Source organism: uncultured Bradyrhizobium sp. (assembly GCF_947648125.1).
GTDB lineage: Bacteria > Pseudomonadota > Alphaproteobacteria > Rhizobiales > Xanthobacteraceae > Bradyrhizobium.
Genome location: NZ_CANSMR010000040.1, coordinates 34,381 through 50,908, shown reverse-complemented (window position 1 = coordinate 50,908; position 16,528 = coordinate 34,381). Strand labels below are relative to the sequence as shown.

The window sequence follows — 16,528 nt, the reverse complement described above, 5'->3', positions numbered from 1 at the left end:
CCAAGAAGGTGCCGCAGCTGTTCGTCGCCACCGGCGCCACCAAGTGGAACGATCCGAAGGCGTTCCCATGGACCATGGGCTGGCTGCCGAGCTACCAGAGCGAGTCGCGGATCTATGCGAAATATCTGCTCAAGGAGAAGCCCTCCGCCAAGGTCGCGGTGCTCTACCAGAACGACGACATGGGCAAGGACTACCTCAAGGGCCTGGAAGACGGCTTCGCCAGCGACCCCGCGCGGATCGCCGCCAAGGAGAGCTACGAGGTTGCCGAGCCCACCATCGATTCCCATGTGGTGCGGCTGAAATCCGCCAATCCCGACGTCATCATCTTCTTCACCACGCCGAAGTTCGGCGCCCAGGCGATCAAGAAGCTCGGCGAGATGAACTGGAAGCCGATGACGATCGTCTCCAACGTTTCGGCCTCCACCGCGACCGTGATGCGTCCGGCCGGGCTCGACAATGCGCAGGGCGTGATCTCGGCGGCCTACGCCAAGGACGCCAGCGATCCGCAGTGGAAGGACGACGCCGGCATGAAGGCGTTCGACGAGCTGCTCGCCAAGTACATGCCCGACACCAACCGCGTCGATGCCTCGGCGATGACCGGCTACAACATGGCGACCACGATGGTCGAGGTGCTGCGCCGCTGCGGCGACGACCTCACCCGCGCCAATGTGATGAAGCAGGCGGCGAGCCTGAAGCAGTTTGCGCAGGGCGGCCTGCTGCCCGGCGTGACGCTGTCGACCGGGCCTGCCGACTTCCAGCCGATCGAGCAATTGCAGCTGATGCAGTTCAAGGGCGAGCGCTGGCAGTTGTTCGGCGACGTCATCAGCGGCGAAGTCGGCGGAAACTAAAGCCGGGATGGATATTGCTTCGATCGAAGCGGTCGCGATCTTCCCTTACCTCTCCCGCTTGCGGGGGAGGTCGGATCGCATCAAAGATGCGATCCGGGTGGGGGCTTTCTCCGCAATACGACTCGTGGCAGCACCCCCACCCTAACCCTCCCCCGCAAGCGGGAGAGGGAACAGAGCATGTAATGCGGCCCAATCTACCCACGTCCCGGCTCTCGTGAAGGTATAGCCATGACCGACCGTCGTCCTTTCCTGCGTTCGATCTTCGATGCCGCGGTGGCGGCTGCGCATCCCGATGTCGTGCTGGCATCGCGGCTGCGGCCGGCGCCGAAGGGACGCGTGATCTGCCTCGCCGCCGGCAAGGGCGCCGGCGCCATGGCCGCGGCGGCGGAGCGGCACTATCTCGACACGCTCGGCCTCGAACCGTCCCGGCTGGTCGGCATCGCCACCACCCGCCACGGCCATGGCGTGCCGACCCGCCGCATCAAGGTGGTCGAGGCCGGCCATCCCGTGCCCGATGAAGCCGGCCTGCGGGCGGCCGACGATACGCTGCGGCTGGCGGCGGAAGCCACGCCCGATGATCTGCTGCTGGTGCTGCTGACCGGCGGCGGCTCGGCGAACTGGATCGCGCCCGTCGAGGGCGTGAGCTTTGCCCAGAAGCAGCAGGTCAACCGCGCACTGCTGCGCTCCGGCGCGCCGATCGGCGAGATGAACATCGTCCGCAAGCATCTGTCACGCATCAAGGGCGGACGGCTGGCACGCGCCGGCCAGCACGCCGCCGAAATCGTCACGTTGGCGATATCAGACGTGCCGCATGACGATCCCTCCGCGATCGCCTCGGGGCCGACGGTGCCGGATCCGACCACGCTGGCGGATGCCCGCGCGCTGGTCGCCAAGTACAATCTCTCCATCGACGACGCGGTCCGCCGCGCGCTCGACGATTCCCGGAACGAGAGCTGCAAGCCCGGCGATCCCGCCTTTGCACGCGCGACATTCGAGCTGCTGGCAAAGCCCAAGGCCTCGATCGACGCTGCGGTGAAGGTCGCGCAGGACGCCGGCTACGAGACCATCGCGCTCGGCGCCGATCTCGAGGGCGAGGCCCGCGACGTCGCGGCCGCGCACGCACAGCTGGCGCTGAAGGCGCGCAGCGAGGGCAAGCGCGTTGCGATCATCTCCGGCGGCGAGCTCACGGTGACCGTGCGCGGCAACGGCCGCGGCGGCCCCAACCAGGAATACGCGCTGGCGCTGGCGGACCTGCTCAAGGATACGCCCGACATCTCCGCGCTCGCGGCCGACACCGACGGCGCCGATGGCGGCGCCGGCAGCGCGACCGACCCCGCGGGGGCCGTGATCGATCAGGCAACCTTCGCGAAGATGAAGTCGATCGGCCTCGATCCCCGAGCCTATCTCGAGAACAACGATGCCACCGGCTTCTTCGCGCAGACCGGGGATTTGCTGCTGACCGGGCCGACGCTGACCAACGTCAACGACGTGCGCGTGATCCTGGTGGATTAGGCCGTGTACTCGACGGACCTGGGCTAGTCTCAGGCTGCGCCCAAAGCTCGTGATAATTGCGAAACTTCGTAAGCGTCTCGTCATATCGCGTCGGCTCAAGCGCCGGCAGAATGCGCTTCAACACTGCGTTGATCGACGTCGAGGTGTGCCGAACGTATAAGTCAATCGGGTCAAGCGAGTGCCTCAGGTGCAGCTTGGGATCATAATTCAGCCCGCTGCTGCGAAACCATTTGTACCCGTTGACGATTGCCCAGCTCACCATGTCACGAAATACATAATGATAGAGATGCAGGTCTAGGGCGACATTGTAGTCGAGTCCTATGTACTCCGCATAGATCGTGTCACCGTGCACTATGCACGCCGCAAACGCGACGATCCGCTCGTTCTGACGCCAGAGGAAGAAGCGGACCCTGTCTCCCATCCGCCGTCCCAGGCCGCGGAAGTATTGCTCCGTCAGCTTCTCGAAGTGCAGTTTCGAACGCTGATAGACTTGGAGATACAATGGATAGATCTGCGCGATCACCGGCGTCGCGTCGTTGACGACGCTCATCTCGACACGCGGGGAGGCTCGCGCCGTCGCCTCAAACTTCTTGCGTAGCTTCTTGCGGGTGGCGCTATTGAGAGCGTGATTCATATAGTCATCGAAGCTGGCGTAATCGATGCAAAGCCTGGTCATGGGCAGGCTGGGGATGCGGGTGAATCCATGAGTAGTCAGGCAGTCGAGGGGCGCTCGGTATCGCGCGGGAAACTCCTTGAATACGATCAACCGTGCCCCGAACGTGTGAGCATGTCTTGCAATCGTTGAAGTCAGCAGTTCCGCGCTGGCCCGATGGCAGGCCTCGTCCCCATCAAGATGACCTTCCCCGGCAACGCATCCCACCATGAGCGCACGGGCACGCATCAGGCGCGGCCACATCCGGCGAATGGTGTCGATGAGCATGCCAAATCGCGGGCTCGCACCGACCAGTAAATCCAGGTCCATCAGGAAAAAGGGCTGTACGGAACAAACCTGGTCAACAGCGTCCTTGATGACAAAATACCGGTAATCGAACTCAGGATGAAGGGTATCCTCGACCAATTCATAATATCGGTGATCCTTACGCTCGTTCGCGAAAGCGAACTGCCAGCGCGGACAATGCTGCAAATCATCCCGCACAATGACTTCAAGACGCCGCGCATATTGCATCGGCTCGTATCCCGAGGAGGCGCCGATTTGGCTCGTCGAGTGCGCTGTTCCAGCTTCCGGCACGATCTCGCGCTCGCCACCGATCCTGCCCGTGGGGCAGCATTTATCACAACGCCAAAACAGAACAGCTGACTTATCCGTCAGAAACTAACTCATTAGTCATTTGCGACTTGGTGTTGGAGCGGAACATCCTGCCTGACACGGCCGCATGCATTGGCATCATTGATACGAGTGGCCCGCCGATCGCCCTGCGGTGCGCGGGCACCCGCGAATTATCATGCGCGCCGTCCAGCGCGACATTCGGGAGGGGACTCATGGCAGTCGTGATTGGAGTCACGGGACTTGCATTCGAGGCGCGGATCGCTGCAGACCTGCACACGGAGGCGATCTGCGGTGGCGACGGCAGCACGCTCGCAGCGTCCATTGCGTCGGCAGTTGCCGAGGATTGCTCCGGTCTCATCAGTTTTGGTATCGCAGGCGGCCTTTCGCCCGATCTCCCGGCAGGCGCATGCATCGTAGCATCGACGATCATTTCGGAAACGATTCAGCTCTCCACTGATCGGAATTGGTCGCAAGCCTTGCTTCGGCTCATCCCCGATTCGATTTGTGGTCCTATCGCCGGTGTGACAACCGTCGCCATGCATACAGAGGCGAAGCGATCACTGCATATGAGTACGGGCGCGCTGGCGGTCGATAACGAATCCCATGTGGCGGCGAGTGTCGCTGCTGCGCACGGCCTCCCTATGACTGCCGTCCGCGTGATCATGGATCCGGCCGGTCGACAGCTTCCTGCTGCCGCCTTGGCCGCAGTGCGTGCAAACGGGACGATCGATCTCGCCGCACTGGTCCGTGCGATAATGAAACGACCGAGCGAGTTACCGATGCTGCTTCGGACCGGTCTCGATGCATTGTTCGGATTCGCGGCGCTGCTTCGCTGCCGTCAATTGCTTGGCCCGGGCTTAGGGCTGCCTTCCCTGCAAGCATGTGAGCCGGAGCCAAGCTCAAGCATCGTGTATTCCGAATGCAGCCTGGATGAGCGCAATCTGAGGTGCCCGCGATACGCAATATCGCAAGCTTGCTCGGATGGGCGCGAGCGTAGCGGCGTTCGTTGACGCTCTCTACGATGAGCAGACAGTTGAGGTGCTCAGCATCATTGGTCATGCCGACTGCGCGCGACCTCAACGCGCGCTGAAAGTGAGACCGGCACGCGCCTTCAGACGCTCGCGCAAGGCCGGTCCCATCAGCGCACCTAGCGTCCAGATGCCGCCCTCGCCCTGCACGTCGCGCACGAGGCAGAGTGCGCTCTCGGCGATCATCTTGCTGGTCGAGCCGTAGCCCGGATCGCGGTCGCCGGTGACGACGGCCTCGACCCGTCCGCCATCCGGCACCTCGCCCAGAAAGAAGATGTCGTAGAAGCCCCTCTCGCGCGCTTCCCGGGTCGGGCCTGCGCCGCGTTTGAGACCGCCGGTCCCGAACAAGGACAGCACCGTGGCGAACGTCTCCGTCGTCACGCTCGCGATGTCCCCAAGTCCCGGCGCCACCATCATCTCGTCATAAACAAAGTCCCTGCCGTACGGATGTCCCAACAGAAAGTTCGTGCGGTGCACGTTCTTGGTGTTGATCGGCGCCATTGGGAACGGCACGAGCCACGCGTGCATGCTCGTGTCATATTCGGGGACGAGGCCCGACGGCTGAGACGGCCCGGTGAAGCCCGGCGTCAACGCGAACGGATCGGTCAGCAGCCGGATCAGGGCCGGGTCGCGCGCCGCGGCGGCCAGCGTCGCCTGAGCGCTCGCTGCGGTACCACCGGACATGCCGCCCTTCACCTTGCGCAGACGGGCCTTGACCCGCCGCGCCGGGCGTCCGAATTTCTCGCGCGCTTTCTCCTGCAACGTGAGCACACCGAGGTCGAACGGGATGGAATCGAAGCCACAGGAGAAGACGATGCGCGCGCCGGTCCGTTTCGCCTCTTCGTGATGGACGTCGATCATGCGCCGCATCCAGCCCGGTTCGCCGCAAAGATCGACATAAGCCGTGCCGGTGGCCGCGCAGGCCGCCACTAGCTCGGGACCGTGGAGCTGATAGGGCCCGACCGTGGTGACGACCACGGCCGCGCGCTCGCACATCGAACGCAGGCTGGCCGGCTCGGCAGCATCCGCCTTCACCAACGGCAAATCGTCCGGTGCGCCGATATCGGCACGCACCTTCTGGAGTTTGTCGGTCGAACGTCCCGCAATTGCCCAGGACGGAGCATCGTCGCCGCGATAGGACGTCGCCAGATATTCGGCGATCAGACGGCCGGTGTAACCCGTTGCGCCATAGACGATGAGATCGAAGTCCCGCTTCACGGCGTTGATCCTCCTCGAGCCCCCCTGGAAGCGCTCCCTTCAGATCCGTCGGCAAACGCTCGGTCCGCTTCGCGGTCGCTTTGGCGAGGGGCCGTGCAACATTCGCGCACGTCCTGTCGCGCTTGATGGAGGATACCACAGTTCCCGCTCTTGGGCGCGCAACCTCCCGGCGATTTCCGGTCTTCCCTTGAGAGCCGTCGTGAGTGAGTACGGATGCTGGGTCTGATCGGCGTGAGCCGGAAAAGCAGACAGCCGGCACATTTGAGCGCCTGTGGCCGCTTGCAAACGCGCTCCGGCGGCCTACCATGGATTGGGGAGCTCACCGTGCAGGAGCGAAGCCATGGAACTCACCGTGGTGCCCATCGTCAAGCCGGATGAGACCAACTTCATCTTCGGCCAGTCGCATTTCATCAAGACCGTGGAAGACCTTCACGAAGCGCTGGTGGGCGCGGTCCCGCGCATCCGCTTTGGGGTGGCTTTCTGCGAGGCCTCCGGCAAGCGGTTGGTGCGCTGCTCCGGTAACGACGACGCCTCGCTCGCCCTGGCACGCGACAACGCATTGGCGATCGGCGCCGGTCACACCTTCCTGATTTTCCTCGGCGACGGGTTCTTTCCCGTCAACGTGCTGGCGGCGGTGCGCGCAGTGCCGGAGGTCTGCCGCATCTATTGCGCGACGGCCAATCCCACACAGGTGATCGTCGCGCAGACGGAGCTCGGGCGCGGCGTGCTCGGAGTGGTGGATGGCGCCTCGCCGCTCGGCGTCGAAACCGACGCCGACATAGTGTGGCGGAAGGATCTGCTGCGAAACATCGGCTACAAGCTTTAGACCGCGACGGGTTCGTCGCCTGGCGACGCCCGCACGTCGGATATGTATCAACCCAACGCGTCATTGCGAGCGGATGGGCCGTCACGCCCCCTCAAAACTCCTGCGCGAGCTTCGCCAGCATCTCCAGCAGCGCGGCATGGTTGGCCGGGCCGAGCACCTCGATCAGCCGTGCCTCGTGCTTGTTGGCGACCAGCTTCTTGGCGCGCGCCAGCACGGCGCGGCCCCTGTCGGTCAGGACGAGGATGTGGGAGCGGCGGTCATTGGTGGAACGCATCCGCGCGCAAAGGTCGCGGCTCTCCAGCGCGTCGAGCATCGCGACGAAGTTCGGCCTGAGGATGCCGAGCGTGTTGGCGATCTCGGTCTGGTTGCGGCCCGGATTCTTGTCGAGCAGCAGCAGCACCGAGAACTGCGCCGGCGTCAGCTGCAGCGGTGCGACGCAGCGCAGGAAGTCCTCGAACACCTTGAGCTGCGCACGCTTCAACGAATAGCCGAGCAATCCGGACAGTTCGCCCAGTTGCAGCATGCTGTCGTCCCCGGCAGGATCGACCGGTTCCCTGCGCAGGGCACGCGACGATCTGACGGCATCGGAGGCGGTTTTGGAAACAGTCATCGCTCCAGGCTCGCAATCCCGGTACAAAAACCCCGCGGGACGCTCGGGGACCTTGAGATTATATCTAATAATCGTTATGCACCATATCAAATATCGGCGGCTATCAACAGCCGGTATCGGCCGACCCGACCGGCACAGCCGGCTGCGGCGGTCCGACGCTTAAGGGGGAGCGCTCGGCCTTGAACACAACGATCATGCTGTTCCTGCTGCAGGACGGCATCACCAATGGCGCGATCTACGCACTGCTCGGGCTGGCCCTGGTGCTGGTGTTCGCGGTGACGCGGGTGATCCTGATCCCGCAGGGCGAGTTCGTCACCTACGGCGCGTTGAGCTACGCCATGCTGGCGACCGGGCAGGTGCCCGGCACGGTGCGCCTTGCCGTCGCGATGGGCCTCGTCGCCTTCGCGCTCGATCTGTTCTTCGCCCGCAAGGCGCTGCATGTCCGGCTGGTGATGCGCTCGGTCGCGCTCAACATCGTCTTCCCTGTCGCGCTGCTCGGCCTCGTCTATGCGCTGGTCGGTCCCAACACGCCGATCGCCGTCAACATCGCGCTCGCGCTGCTGATCGTGGCGGCGATCGGGCTGTTCCTCTATCGCATCGCGTTCCAGCCGATCGCGCACACTTCCGTGCTGGTGCTCCTGATCGCCTCGGTCGGCTGCCATCTGGCGCTGCAAGGCCTCGGCCTGGTGTTCTTCGGCGCCGAGGGCCTGCGCGCCCCGGCGCTGTCGAGTGCCGCGGTGACCGCAGGTCCGCTGCGCTTCACCGGCCAGAGCCTCGCCGTCTACGGCCTGACGATCGGCTTCATCGTGGGGCTGTGGCTGTTCTTCGGCTACACCAAGACCGGCAAGGCGCTGCGCGCCACCGCGGTCAATCGCCTCGGCGCCCGCCTGGTCGGCATCCGCACCACGTTGTCGGGCCAGATCGCGTTCCTGCTCGCCTCCGTGATCGGCGCGATTTCAGGCATCCTGATCGTGCCGATCACGACGCTCTATTACGACACCGGCTTCCTGATCGGCCTGAAGGGCTTTATCGCCGCCATCATCGGCGGCCTGGTCAGCTATCCCCTGACCGCGGTCGCGGCCATCGTGGTCGGCATCGTCGAGGCCTTCTCGTCGTTCTACGCGAGCAATTTCAAGGAAGTCATCGTGTTCACGCTGATCCTTCCCGTCCTGGTGCTGCGCTCGCTCGCAGCGCCCCAGGTCGAAGAAGAGAAGGACTGAGCGCGATGACGCAGCGGCTTCCTCTCATCATCTTCGCGCTCGTGATGGCGGTGATCCCGCTTCTGCCGGGCATCCCGCCGTTCTGGATCGTGCTGCTCGACAATATCGGCCTTGCCGCGCTGGTCGCGATGGGGCTGGTGCTGCTCACCGGCGTCGGCGGCCTCACCTCGTTCGGACAGGCCGCGTTCTGCGGCTTCGGTGCCTACACCACGGCGGTGCTGACCACCGCCTACGGCGTCTCGCCGTGGCTGACGCTGCCGGCTTCGCTCCTGGTCAGCGGCATTGCCGCGGTGTTGCTCGGCCTCGTCACGGTGCGACTGTCGGGCCATTATCTGCCGCTCGGCACCATCGCCTGGGGCATCGGCCTGTTCTATCTGTTCAGCAAGCTGGAATTCCTCGGCCGCAACGACGGCATTTCGGGCATTCCGCCGCTCTCGATCGGCGCATTCAAGATGCTGAGCCCGGATACGATCTATTATGCGATCTGGGTCGCGGTGCTGCTCTCTGCTCTCTTGACCATGAACCTCTTGGATTCCCGCACCGGCCGCGCCATCCGCGCGCTGCGGCGCGGCCATATTGCGGCCGAGGCATTCGGCGTGCAGACGCCGCGCGCCAAGCTCCTGGTGTTCATCTATGCCGCGGTGCTGGCCGGGCTGTCCGGCTGGCTCTACGCGCATTTCCAGCGTGCCGCCAACCCGACGCCGTTCGGCGCGCAGGCCGGCATCGAGTATCTGTTCATCGCCGTCGTCGGCGGCGCCGGTTACGTCTGGGGCGGCGTGCTCGGCGCCGGCATCGTCGTGATCCTGAAAGAGGTGCTGCAGAGCTACCTGCCCTACATCTTCGGCGGCCAGAGCCAGCTCGAGACCATCGTGTTCGGCATCATGCTGGTGCTGCTGTTGCAACTCGCACCACAGGGCGTCTGGCCCTGGCTGATGTCGCGCCTGCCGCTCAAGCCCGCCCGCAAGACGCGGGACACGTCGGTGAAGCTGGAGCACCGCGAGCGGGCGGCGGGAACCTCTCCGGTTCTCCTGCACATCGACAAGGCGCGCAAACAGTTCGGCGGCGTGCTTGCGGTGAACGATGTCTCGTTCGACGTCAACGCCCGCGAGATCGTCGCGCTGATCGGCCCGAACGGCGCCGGCAAGAGCACGACCTTCAACCTGATCACCGGCGTGCTGGCCGCAACGAGCGGCAAGATCGCCGTGCTCGGCAACGAGGTTGCGAACGCCCCGCCGCAGGAGGTGGTCAAGCTCGGCGTCGCCCGCACGTTCCAGCACGTCAAGCTGGTGCCCGACATGACCGTGCTGGAGAACGTCGCGATCGGCGCGCATCTGCGCGGCAATTCCGGCGCGATCTCCAGCATGCTGCGGCTCGACCGCGCTGACGAGGCGAAACTGCTGGCGGAAGCCGCGCGGCAGATCGAACGCGTCGGCCTGTCCGAGCAGATCGACCAGCTCGCGGGCTCGCTGTCGCTCGGGCAGCAGCGCATCGTCGAGATCGCGCGTGCGCTGTGCGTCGATCCGATGCTTCTGTTGCTCGACGAACCGGCCGCCGGCCTGCGCCACATGGAGAAGCAGCGGCTGGCCGCGCTGCTCCGGCAGTTGCGCGACGGCGGCATGTCGGTGCTGCTGGTCGAGCACGACATGGGGTTCGTGATGGATCTCGCCGACCGCATCGTGGTGCTCGATTTCGGCACCAAGATCGCCGAGGGCACGCCGGCCGCGATCAAGCGCAACCCCGACGTGATCAAGGCTTATCTCGGAGCCGCCGCATGAGTGCGCTGCTATCGGTTGCCGACGTCCATATCGCCTACGGCAAGGTCGAGGCCGTGCGCGGCGTCTCGCTCGACGTCGCCGACAACGAGATCGTCACCATCATCGGGGCCAACGGCGCCGGCAAGACCACGCTGCTCAACGCCATCATGGGCGTGCTGCCGCTGAGGGGCCGCACCACCTTTGCCGGCGTCGACATGGCGCCGCTCGATATCGAGGACCGCGTCGCCACCGGCCTGAGCCTGGTGCCCGAGCATCGCGAGTTGTTCGGCACCATGAATGTCGAGGACAATCTCGAGCTCGGTGCCTTCCGGATCGCGAAGGCTGTCGCGGCCACCTCGCTGGAGCGGGTCTACACGCTGTTTCCGCGGCTCAAGGAGCGTCGCAAGCAGCTCGCCGGCACGCTCTCCGGCGGCGAGCAGCAGATGCTGGCGATGGGCCGCGCGCTGATGGGGGCGCCGAAACTGCTGATGCTGGACGAGCCGAGCCTCGGCCTCGCCCCGATCATCGTCGCCGACATCTTCCGCATCGTCGGCGAGCTTCGCTCAGCCGGCGTCTCGGTGCTGCTGGTCGAGCAGAACGCCCAGGCCGCGCTGCAGATCGCCGACCGCGCCTATGTGATGGAGCTCGGCGAGTTCGTGCTGTCCGGCCCGGCCAGCGAGATCGCCGCCAACGAGGGCGTCGCCGCGAGCTATCTCGGCTTCCAGCACGAGGGCGAGAGCGTGATCTAGGCGCCATCGCCCGCTCATGAAGAAGCCGGCCCCTCATCGGGACCGGCTTCTTTCGTTATACGGATCGCAACCAGCTCACATCGCCGGGATGTATTTGCCGTCCTTGACCGTCAGCAGGATGCGCGAGCGGTCGTCGAGGCCGTAGCGATCCTTTTCGGTCCAGTTGTAGACGCCCTGGGACGCGACGATCTCCTTCTCGGAGATGAACGCCTGGCGAATCGCCTCGCGGAATTCCGGCGTGCCGGGCTTGGCGGTCTTCAGCGCCGTCGGGATGATGCGCTTCAGCACCTCGAAGGCGTCGAAGGAATGGCCGGCGAACTGGCTGCGGCTGTTGGCGCCGTACTTGGCTTCATAGGCCGCGTTCAGCGTCAGGCCGGGCTTCTTGGTCAGCGCGCTGTCCGCTTGCGTTTCCGGCGACATGATCGGGCCGGCCGACATGATGACGCCTTCCGCCGACGCGCCCGCGATGCGGATGAAGTCCATCGTGGCCGCACCATGGGTCTGGTAGATCAGGCCCTTGTAGCCGCGCTCGCGCAGCGCGGACTGCGGCAGCGCCGCGGCGGTGCCGGAGGCGCCGACCAGGATGGCGTCGGGATTGGCGGCGACGAGCTTCAGCACCTGGCCCGCGACCGACGTATCCGGACGCGCGAAGCGCTCCTCGTCGGTCATGGTCAGGCCCATCGGCACGGCCTGCGCCTTGAAGTCGTTGACCCAGAGATCGCCGTAGGAATCCGAATAGCCGATGTAGCCGACGGTCTTGATGTTGTGCGCCTTCATGTGCTCGTAGAGCACCTTGCCCATGATCGGAATCGACTGCGGCAGGTCGACCGACCATTTTGCGCGGGCGTCATTGATCGGGAACGGCGCGAGCCCGAGATGCGGGATGCCGGCCTCGTTGGCGACCGTCGACACCGCGATCGTCGTCGGAGTGATGCAGGAGCCCATGATGATGTCGGCCTTGGACTCGGTGACGAAGCGCCGCGTATTAGTGGTCGCAGCCGTCGGATCGCCGGCGTCGTCGAGCACGATCAGCTTCAGCGGCACGCCGCCGATCTCCTTCGGCACGAAATCGAGCGCGTTGCGCTCGGGAATGCCGAGCGCCGCGGCGGGGCCCGTGGTCGAGATCGAGATGCCGATGGTGATCTCATTGGTCTGCGCCAGCGCGGGTGCGCCCGGCAGCGCGAAAACTGCTGCGAGCGCCGCTGCGGCGAGAGTGGCCTTCCTCATTCATTCCTCCCTGCGGATATGTTTTTTGGGTTTAAACCAGTTTTGCTTTGCGGGCCAATTCAGCCCCTTCTTTAAAGCATGATCCGGAAAAGTGGAAACCGGTTTTCCGAGAGGATCATGCTCCAAAAGTCGAGTCATGAGAGGCTGCAAGTCAGCCCTTCATGAAGCGGTCGATGACCTCCTGCGGAAATGGCGCCGATTTCAGCCTGGCGGGATCATCCGGGTGGCGGCCGACCAGCACCCTTGTCTCGAACGCCTCGATCGCCAACGCCTCGCCCTTGAACACGCGATGCACCACCTCGAAGCTCGAGCGCTTGATGCTCTCGATCCGGCTCTCGATGGTAATCCAGTCGCCATGGGTTGACGGGATATGGAATTTCGCCCGCGTGTCGACCATGGGAATGCCGACAAGGCCGTATTTGTGGACGAGGTCCTGTTTCGAGCAACCGGCGGCTTCGAACATGATCGAGGTCGAGTCGTCGAACATCGCGAAGTAGCGCGGGTAATAGACGATGTTGGCGGGATCGCAATCGCCCCACTGGATCTGCACGTCGCGCCGATTGACGAACATGGTCTGTCCTCGATTGAGCGTGGGCGATCCGGAAGGGCGTTTCACGCTCTTCCGGATCATGCTTCAGCGCGGCGCCATCCGGAGCGCGGCATCGAGCCGCACCACTTCGCCGTTCAGATAGGGATTGTCGATCATGTGCAGCGCCAGCGAGGCGAACTCGTCGGCTTGCCCCAGCCGGCGCGGGAACGGGATCGCGGCGGCGAGCGAATCCTGCGCCTCCTGCGGCAGGCCGGCCAGCAAGGGTGTCATGAACAGGCCGGGCGCGATGGTCAGCACACGGATGCCGAACTGCGCGAGCTCGCGCGCGATCGGCAGCGTCATCGCGACGATGCCGCCCTTGGACGCCGAATACGCCGCCTGCCCGATCTGGCCGTCATAGGCCGCGACCGAAGCCGTCGAGATCACGACGCCGCGCTCGCCGGTCGCCAGCGGCTCGAGCTTCGCCATCTCGGCGGTCGCAACCCGCAGCATGTTGAAGGAGCCGATCAGATTGACCTTGATCACCTTGTCGAAGTCGGCGAGCGCCATCGGCCCCTCGCGCCCGATCACGCGTTTCGCCACGCCGATGCCGGCGCAGTTGACCAGCACTCGCGCCGGGCCATGCGCCTTGGCGGCGGCAGCGACCGCGGCTTCGGCAGCCGCTGCATCGGCGACGTCGCAGACGAGCGGAATGCCGCCGATCTCGGCGGCGACGCTCTCGGCGAGCTTGGCATTGAGGTCGCAGACCGCGACCTTGGCGCCCTGCGCTGCCAGCCGGCGCGCGGTAGCCGCGCCCAATCCCGATGCGCCGCCGGTGACGATGGCGGCTTGGTCCTTCAACTGCATGGCATTCTCTCCTTGAATGGTCAGACGAGTGTGATCACCGATGCCGGCGGCACCGGCGCATAGAGCGCCTCGATGATGTCAGTGCGATGCTCCAGCACCGCGCGCTGGTTGATCGAGCCCTTGTCGGTGACCTCGCCGCGATCGATCGACAGCGGCGTGTCGAGCAGGATCGCCCGCGCGATCCGGTTCGATGAACCCGTGGCGCTGGCAAGGACCCGCGCAAGACGTTCGCGGAAGGCAGCACGCACCAGCGGGTCGCTGGCCGCGGCCGCGATATCGCCAGCGGCCAGCGCCGGATTGATCAGGCGGCAGCCGTCGAGATCGAGGATCACGATTGCCGCCAGCTCGTCGCGGTTGAGCCCCGCGATCACGACGTCGCGCACCAGCGGCGCGCAGGTGCCGACGAAGCGCGCCCGCAACGGACCGACGCTGACCCAGGTGCCACTCGCCAGCTTGAAATCCTCGGCGATGCGGCCATCGAAATCGAAACCGGCATCGAGATCACCGGCATTGGCCGGCTTCAGCGCGTCGCCGAACTTGTAGAAGCCTTCCTCGTCGAACGCCTTGGCAGTCAGTTCGGGCTGCCGCCAATAGCCGGGCGTCACGTTCGGGCCCTTGGCGCGGACCTCGAGCTTGCCGTTGTTCGGAACGAGCTTGGCGTCATTGCCCGACACCGGAAGCCCGACATGGCCGGAGCGGCTGGTATCGGGCCGCACCGACATGAAGAACGGCGAAGTCTCGGTGGCTCCGAGGCCGGTCAGGACAGGCACGCGATAGCCCTTCTCCTGCACCGCGAGCGCATCGAGGCTATTCCAGATGAACGGCGACAGCGCCGCGCCCGAGAAGAACATCGCATGCAGCCGCTCGAAGAATTTCGCCCGCAGCCCGGCGTCGTCGCGCAGATAAGGCAGCAGCGATTCATAGCCCTTGGGCACGTTGAAATAGACCGTCGGCGAGATCTCGCGAAGGTTTCGCACGGTCTCCTCGATGCCGCCGGGCATCGGCTTGCCTTCGTCGAGATACATCGAACCGCCGTTGAAGAGCGTCAGCCCGACATTGTGATTGCCGCCGAAGGTGTGATTCCACGGCAGCCAGTCGACGATGACCGGCGGCTCATCTTTCAGGAACGCCAGCGTCTCGCGCAGCATCACCTGGTTGGCGCAGATCATGCGCTGGGTGTTGATGACGGCCTTGGGATTGCCGGTCGAGCCCGACGTCAGCAGGAATTTCGCGATGGTATCGGGACCGATCCCCGCATGGGTCGCGTCGAGGCGCGGATCTTCCGGCGTTGCCATCAGATCGGCGAGCCGCGTCACCTCGCGGCCGGGCACGGTCCCGCCGCTTGCCGCGATCTCGACACCGGGCCCGACATTGGCGCGCAGGGCGTCGGCGAATTTGTCGGCGTCGTCGACGAAGACGAGGCCGGGCGTGAGCAGCTTGATGACGAAGCCGAGCTTGCCGTAGTCGCGCGACACCAGCGAATAGGCCGGCGACACCGGGCAGAACGGAATCCCGGCATAGAGCGCGCCGAGCGCGATCAGCGCGTGATCGATCGAATTGCCCGACAGGATCACGATCGGCCGTTCGGCCGACAATCCGCGCGCGATCAGGGCGGAGGCGATGCGCCGCGTGGTCACGAGCAATTGCGCGTAGGTGATCTGGCGCCAGCCGCCGCCGGCTGCGCGCTCGGCCATGAACACGCGGTTCGGCTCGGCGTTTGCCCAGTGATGCAGGCGATCGGTGAGACGAACGGGGTAATCGGCGAGATTGAGCTTCGGGCGAAGATAAATCGTGCCGTCGTCGCGGCGCTCGACGGTGACGTCGGGATTGCCGAACGAGATCGGACGCAGCGGGTGCGCACCCGCGATGGACGCAGACGCAGAAATATCAGCCTTGGCGCTCATGTCGGCTTCACCTTGGCGGTCTTGCGATCCAGGAAGGCACGGATGCGCTTCTTGGCTTCCTTGTCGCTCTGCGCCACCGTCGCCATCAGCGATTCCATCAAGAGCCCGGTCTGCGGATTGGCCTCGGCGATCATCGGCAGCGCCTGCAGCACCGCGAAATTGGTCAGCGGCGCATTGGCGGCGACGCGGTCGGCCAACTCCAGCGCTTTCGGCAGCGCACCGTCCGCCTCGGTGAGATATTGCGAGAAGCCGTAGGCCGCGCCTTCGGTCGCCGAATAGACGCGGCCGGTCAGCATCATGTCCGCCATTCGCGGCACGCCGATCAGGCGCGGCAGCCGCACCGACCCACCGCCGCCGACGAAGATGCCGCGCTGGCCCTCCGGCAGCGCGAAATAGGCCGACGGCTCGGCGACCCGGATATGCGCCGCGCAGGCAAGCTCCAGCCCGCCGCCGATCACCGCGCCCTTCAGCGCCGCGATGACGGGCACGCGGCAATACTGGATGCGGTCGAACACGCGGTGCCACATCTGGGAATGCACCAGGCCCTCGGTGGCGTCGCGCTCGGTCAGTTCGGAGAGATCGAGGCCGGACGAGAAGTGATCGCCGACGCCATGGATCACGACGGCGCCGACCGCGTCGGGAATCGCGGAAAAGCAGTCCCGCAGCGCCAGGATGATGCCGTCGTTGAGCGCATTGCGCTTGGCCGGCCGGTTGAGCCCGACAGTCAGCACCGCCCCTCGCGTCTCGATCCTGAGCAGCGAGGCATCACCCGCGTCGGCAGCGTTTCCCATGGCGTTATTGTTTCCTATTCAGAATAGTTATGTTTTATAACTATCATCGCAGGAGTCAAGACGCGCATGGCGGCGCAGGACTTCACCCTCCCCTGGAGGGGGAGGGTCGGCTCACATGAAGCGAAGCGGAATGTGAGACGGGGTGGGGTGACGGTCT

At 65.1% G+C, this 16,528-nt stretch carries 15 protein-coding genes; 7 read left to right on the top strand and 8 right to left on the bottom strand.

The window, feature by feature from the left end; translation table 11 throughout:
* Together Q0030_RS37315 and Q0030_RS37310 are read left to right on the top strand one after the other, a co-directional pair.
* Positions 1-848: ABC transporter substrate-binding protein (locus Q0030_RS37315; protein ID WP_298379071.1), on the top strand; the 848-nt coding region annotated here is incomplete at its 5' end.
* Between the two features lie 228 nt (positions 849-1,076).
* Positions 1,077-2,360 carry a glycerate kinase gene (locus Q0030_RS37310; RefSeq protein WP_298379069.1) on the top strand — a complete coding sequence of 428 codons (1,284 nt, stop codon included), beginning with the start codon at positions 1,077-1,079 and terminating at the stop codon, positions 2,358-2,360.
* Here the strand turns inward: Q0030_RS37310 and Q0030_RS37305 are convergent.
* On the bottom strand, positions 2,329-3,546 hold the full coding sequence (locus Q0030_RS37305) for a GNAT family N-acetyltransferase (RefSeq protein ID WP_298379067.1): 1,218 nt from the start codon (positions 3,544-3,546) through the stop codon (positions 2,329-2,331). The two genes, Q0030_RS37310 and Q0030_RS37305, sit on opposite strands and share 32 nt — an antisense overlap.
* Before the next feature lie 314 nt (positions 3,547-3,860).
* On the opposite strand from Q0030_RS37305, the gene Q0030_RS37300 reads away from it, so the two are divergent.
* Positions 3,861-4,658 (top strand): adenosylhopane nucleosidase, encoded by a 798-nt coding sequence (locus tag Q0030_RS37300; RefSeq protein ID WP_298379065.1) that lies wholly within the window; start codon positions 3,861-3,863, stop codon positions 4,656-4,658.
* Between the two features lie 66 nt (positions 4,659-4,724).
* On the opposite strand, the gene Q0030_RS37295 is transcribed toward Q0030_RS37300, so the two are convergent.
* Positions 4,725-5,894, bottom strand: a complete 1,170-nt coding sequence (locus tag Q0030_RS37295) for a saccharopine dehydrogenase NADP-binding domain-containing protein (protein WP_298379062.1) — start codon at positions 5,892-5,894, stop codon at positions 4,725-4,727.
* A gap of 340 nt (positions 5,895-6,234) precedes the next feature.
* On the opposite strand from Q0030_RS37295, the gene Q0030_RS37290 reads away from it, so the two are divergent.
* Positions 6,235-6,720, top strand: a complete 486-nt coding sequence (locus Q0030_RS37290; protein ID WP_298379058.1) for an adenosine-specific kinase — start codon at positions 6,235-6,237, stop codon at positions 6,718-6,720.
* A 91-nt stretch (positions 6,721-6,811) separates the two neighbouring features.
* Here Q0030_RS37290 and Q0030_RS37285 read toward each other — a convergent pair whose 3' ends face one another.
* Positions 6,812-7,330, bottom strand: a complete 519-nt coding sequence (locus tag Q0030_RS37285) for a MarR family transcriptional regulator (protein WP_229167285.1) — start codon at positions 7,328-7,330, stop codon at positions 6,812-6,814.
* Positions 7,331-7,509: 179 nt separating this feature from the next.
* Here Q0030_RS37285 and Q0030_RS37280 point away from each other — a divergent pair, with 179 nt between their 5' ends.
* Genes Q0030_RS37280 through Q0030_RS37270 form a run of 3 tightly spaced genes read left to right on the top strand, consistent with a single transcriptional unit; the run spans position 7,510 to position 11,053 of the window.
* A complete protein-coding gene (locus Q0030_RS37280) occupies positions 7,510-8,550 on the top strand; it encodes a branched-chain amino acid ABC transporter permease (protein ID WP_298379053.1) in 1,041 nt (346 codons plus the stop codon).
* 5 nt (positions 8,551-8,555) lie between these two features.
* Positions 8,556-10,325, top strand: a complete 1,770-nt coding sequence (locus tag Q0030_RS37275) for a branched-chain amino acid ABC transporter ATP-binding protein/permease (protein ID WP_298379050.1) — start codon at positions 8,556-8,558, stop codon at positions 10,323-10,325.
* Entirely contained in the window at positions 10,322-11,053 is a 732-nt protein-coding gene (locus Q0030_RS37270; RefSeq protein ID WP_298379047.1) for an ABC transporter ATP-binding protein, read from the top strand. The genes Q0030_RS37275 and Q0030_RS37270 overlap by 4 nt, the downstream gene beginning before the upstream one ends.
* 75 nt (positions 11,054-11,128) lie before the next feature.
* Here the strand turns inward: Q0030_RS37270 and Q0030_RS37265 are convergent, their stop codons facing one another.
* The 5 genes from Q0030_RS37265 to Q0030_RS37245 form a co-directional block, all read right to left on the bottom strand.
* Entirely contained in the window at positions 11,129-12,280 is a 1,152-nt protein-coding gene (locus Q0030_RS37265; RefSeq protein ID WP_298379044.1) for an ABC transporter substrate-binding protein, read from the bottom strand.
* A gap of 151 nt (positions 12,281-12,431) precedes the next feature.
* Positions 12,432-12,851 carry a thioesterase family protein gene (locus tag Q0030_RS37260; RefSeq protein ID WP_095731507.1) on the bottom strand — a complete coding sequence of 140 codons (420 nt, stop codon included), beginning with the start codon at positions 12,849-12,851 and terminating at the stop codon, positions 12,432-12,434.
* Positions 12,852-12,914: 63 nt separating this feature from the next.
* Positions 12,915-13,676, bottom strand: a complete 762-nt coding sequence (locus Q0030_RS37255) for an SDR family NAD(P)-dependent oxidoreductase (RefSeq protein ID WP_298379039.1) — start codon at positions 13,674-13,676, stop codon at positions 12,915-12,917.
* A 20-nt stretch (positions 13,677-13,696) separates the two neighbouring features.
* On the bottom strand, positions 13,697-15,580 hold the full coding sequence (locus Q0030_RS37250; protein ID WP_298379036.1) for a feruloyl-CoA synthase: 1,884 nt from the start codon (positions 15,578-15,580) through the stop codon (positions 13,697-13,699).
* A complete protein-coding gene (locus tag Q0030_RS37245) occupies positions 15,577-16,371 on the bottom strand; it encodes a crotonase/enoyl-CoA hydratase family protein (protein WP_298379033.1) in 795 nt (264 codons plus the stop codon). The genes Q0030_RS37250 and Q0030_RS37245 overlap by 4 nt, the downstream gene beginning before the upstream one ends.
* Positions 16,372-16,528 lie beyond the last annotated feature (157 nt).

What these genes read in the sequence shown, in the direction of transcription:
- Q0030_RS37290 (WP_298379058.1), top strand. Translation starts at nt 6,235, where the DNA reads ATGGAACTCACCGTGGTGCCCATCGTCAAGCCGGATGAGACCAACTTC.
- Q0030_RS37260 (WP_095731507.1), bottom strand. Translation starts at nt 12,851, where the DNA reads ATGTTCGTCAATCGGCGCGACGTGCAGATCCAGTGGGGCGATTGCGAT.
- Q0030_RS37245 (WP_298379033.1), bottom strand. Translation starts at nt 16,371, where the DNA reads ATGGGAAACGCTGCCGACGCGGGTGATGCCTCGCTGCTCAGGATCGAG.
- Q0030_RS37275 (WP_298379050.1), top strand. Translation starts at nt 8,556, where the DNA reads ATGACGCAGCGGCTTCCTCTCATCATCTTCGCGCTCGTGATGGCGGTG.
- Q0030_RS37285 (WP_229167285.1), bottom strand. Translation starts at nt 7,330, where the DNA reads ATGACTGTTTCCAAAACCGCCTCCGATGCCGTCAGATCGTCGCGTGCC.
- Q0030_RS37250 (WP_298379036.1), bottom strand. Translation starts at nt 15,580, where the DNA reads ATGAGCGCCAAGGCTGATATTTCTGCGTCTGCGTCCATCGCGGGTGCG.
- Q0030_RS37305 (WP_298379067.1), bottom strand. Translation starts at nt 3,546, where the DNA reads ATGCAATATGCGCGGCGTCTTGAAGTCATTGTGCGGGATGATTTGCAG.
- Q0030_RS37265 (WP_298379044.1), bottom strand. Translation starts at nt 12,280, where the DNA reads ATGAGGAAGGCCACTCTCGCCGCAGCGGCGCTCGCAGCAGTTTTCGCG.
- Q0030_RS37270 (WP_298379047.1), top strand. Translation starts at nt 10,322, where the DNA reads ATGAGTGCGCTGCTATCGGTTGCCGACGTCCATATCGCCTACGGCAAG.
- Q0030_RS37310 (WP_298379069.1), top strand. Translation starts at nt 1,077, where the DNA reads ATGACCGACCGTCGTCCTTTCCTGCGTTCGATCTTCGATGCCGCGGTG.
- Q0030_RS37255 (WP_298379039.1), bottom strand. Translation starts at nt 13,676, where the DNA reads ATGCAGTTGAAGGACCAAGCCGCCATCGTCACCGGCGGCGCATCGGGA.
- Q0030_RS37300 (WP_298379065.1), top strand. Translation starts at nt 3,861, where the DNA reads ATGGCAGTCGTGATTGGAGTCACGGGACTTGCATTCGAGGCGCGGATC.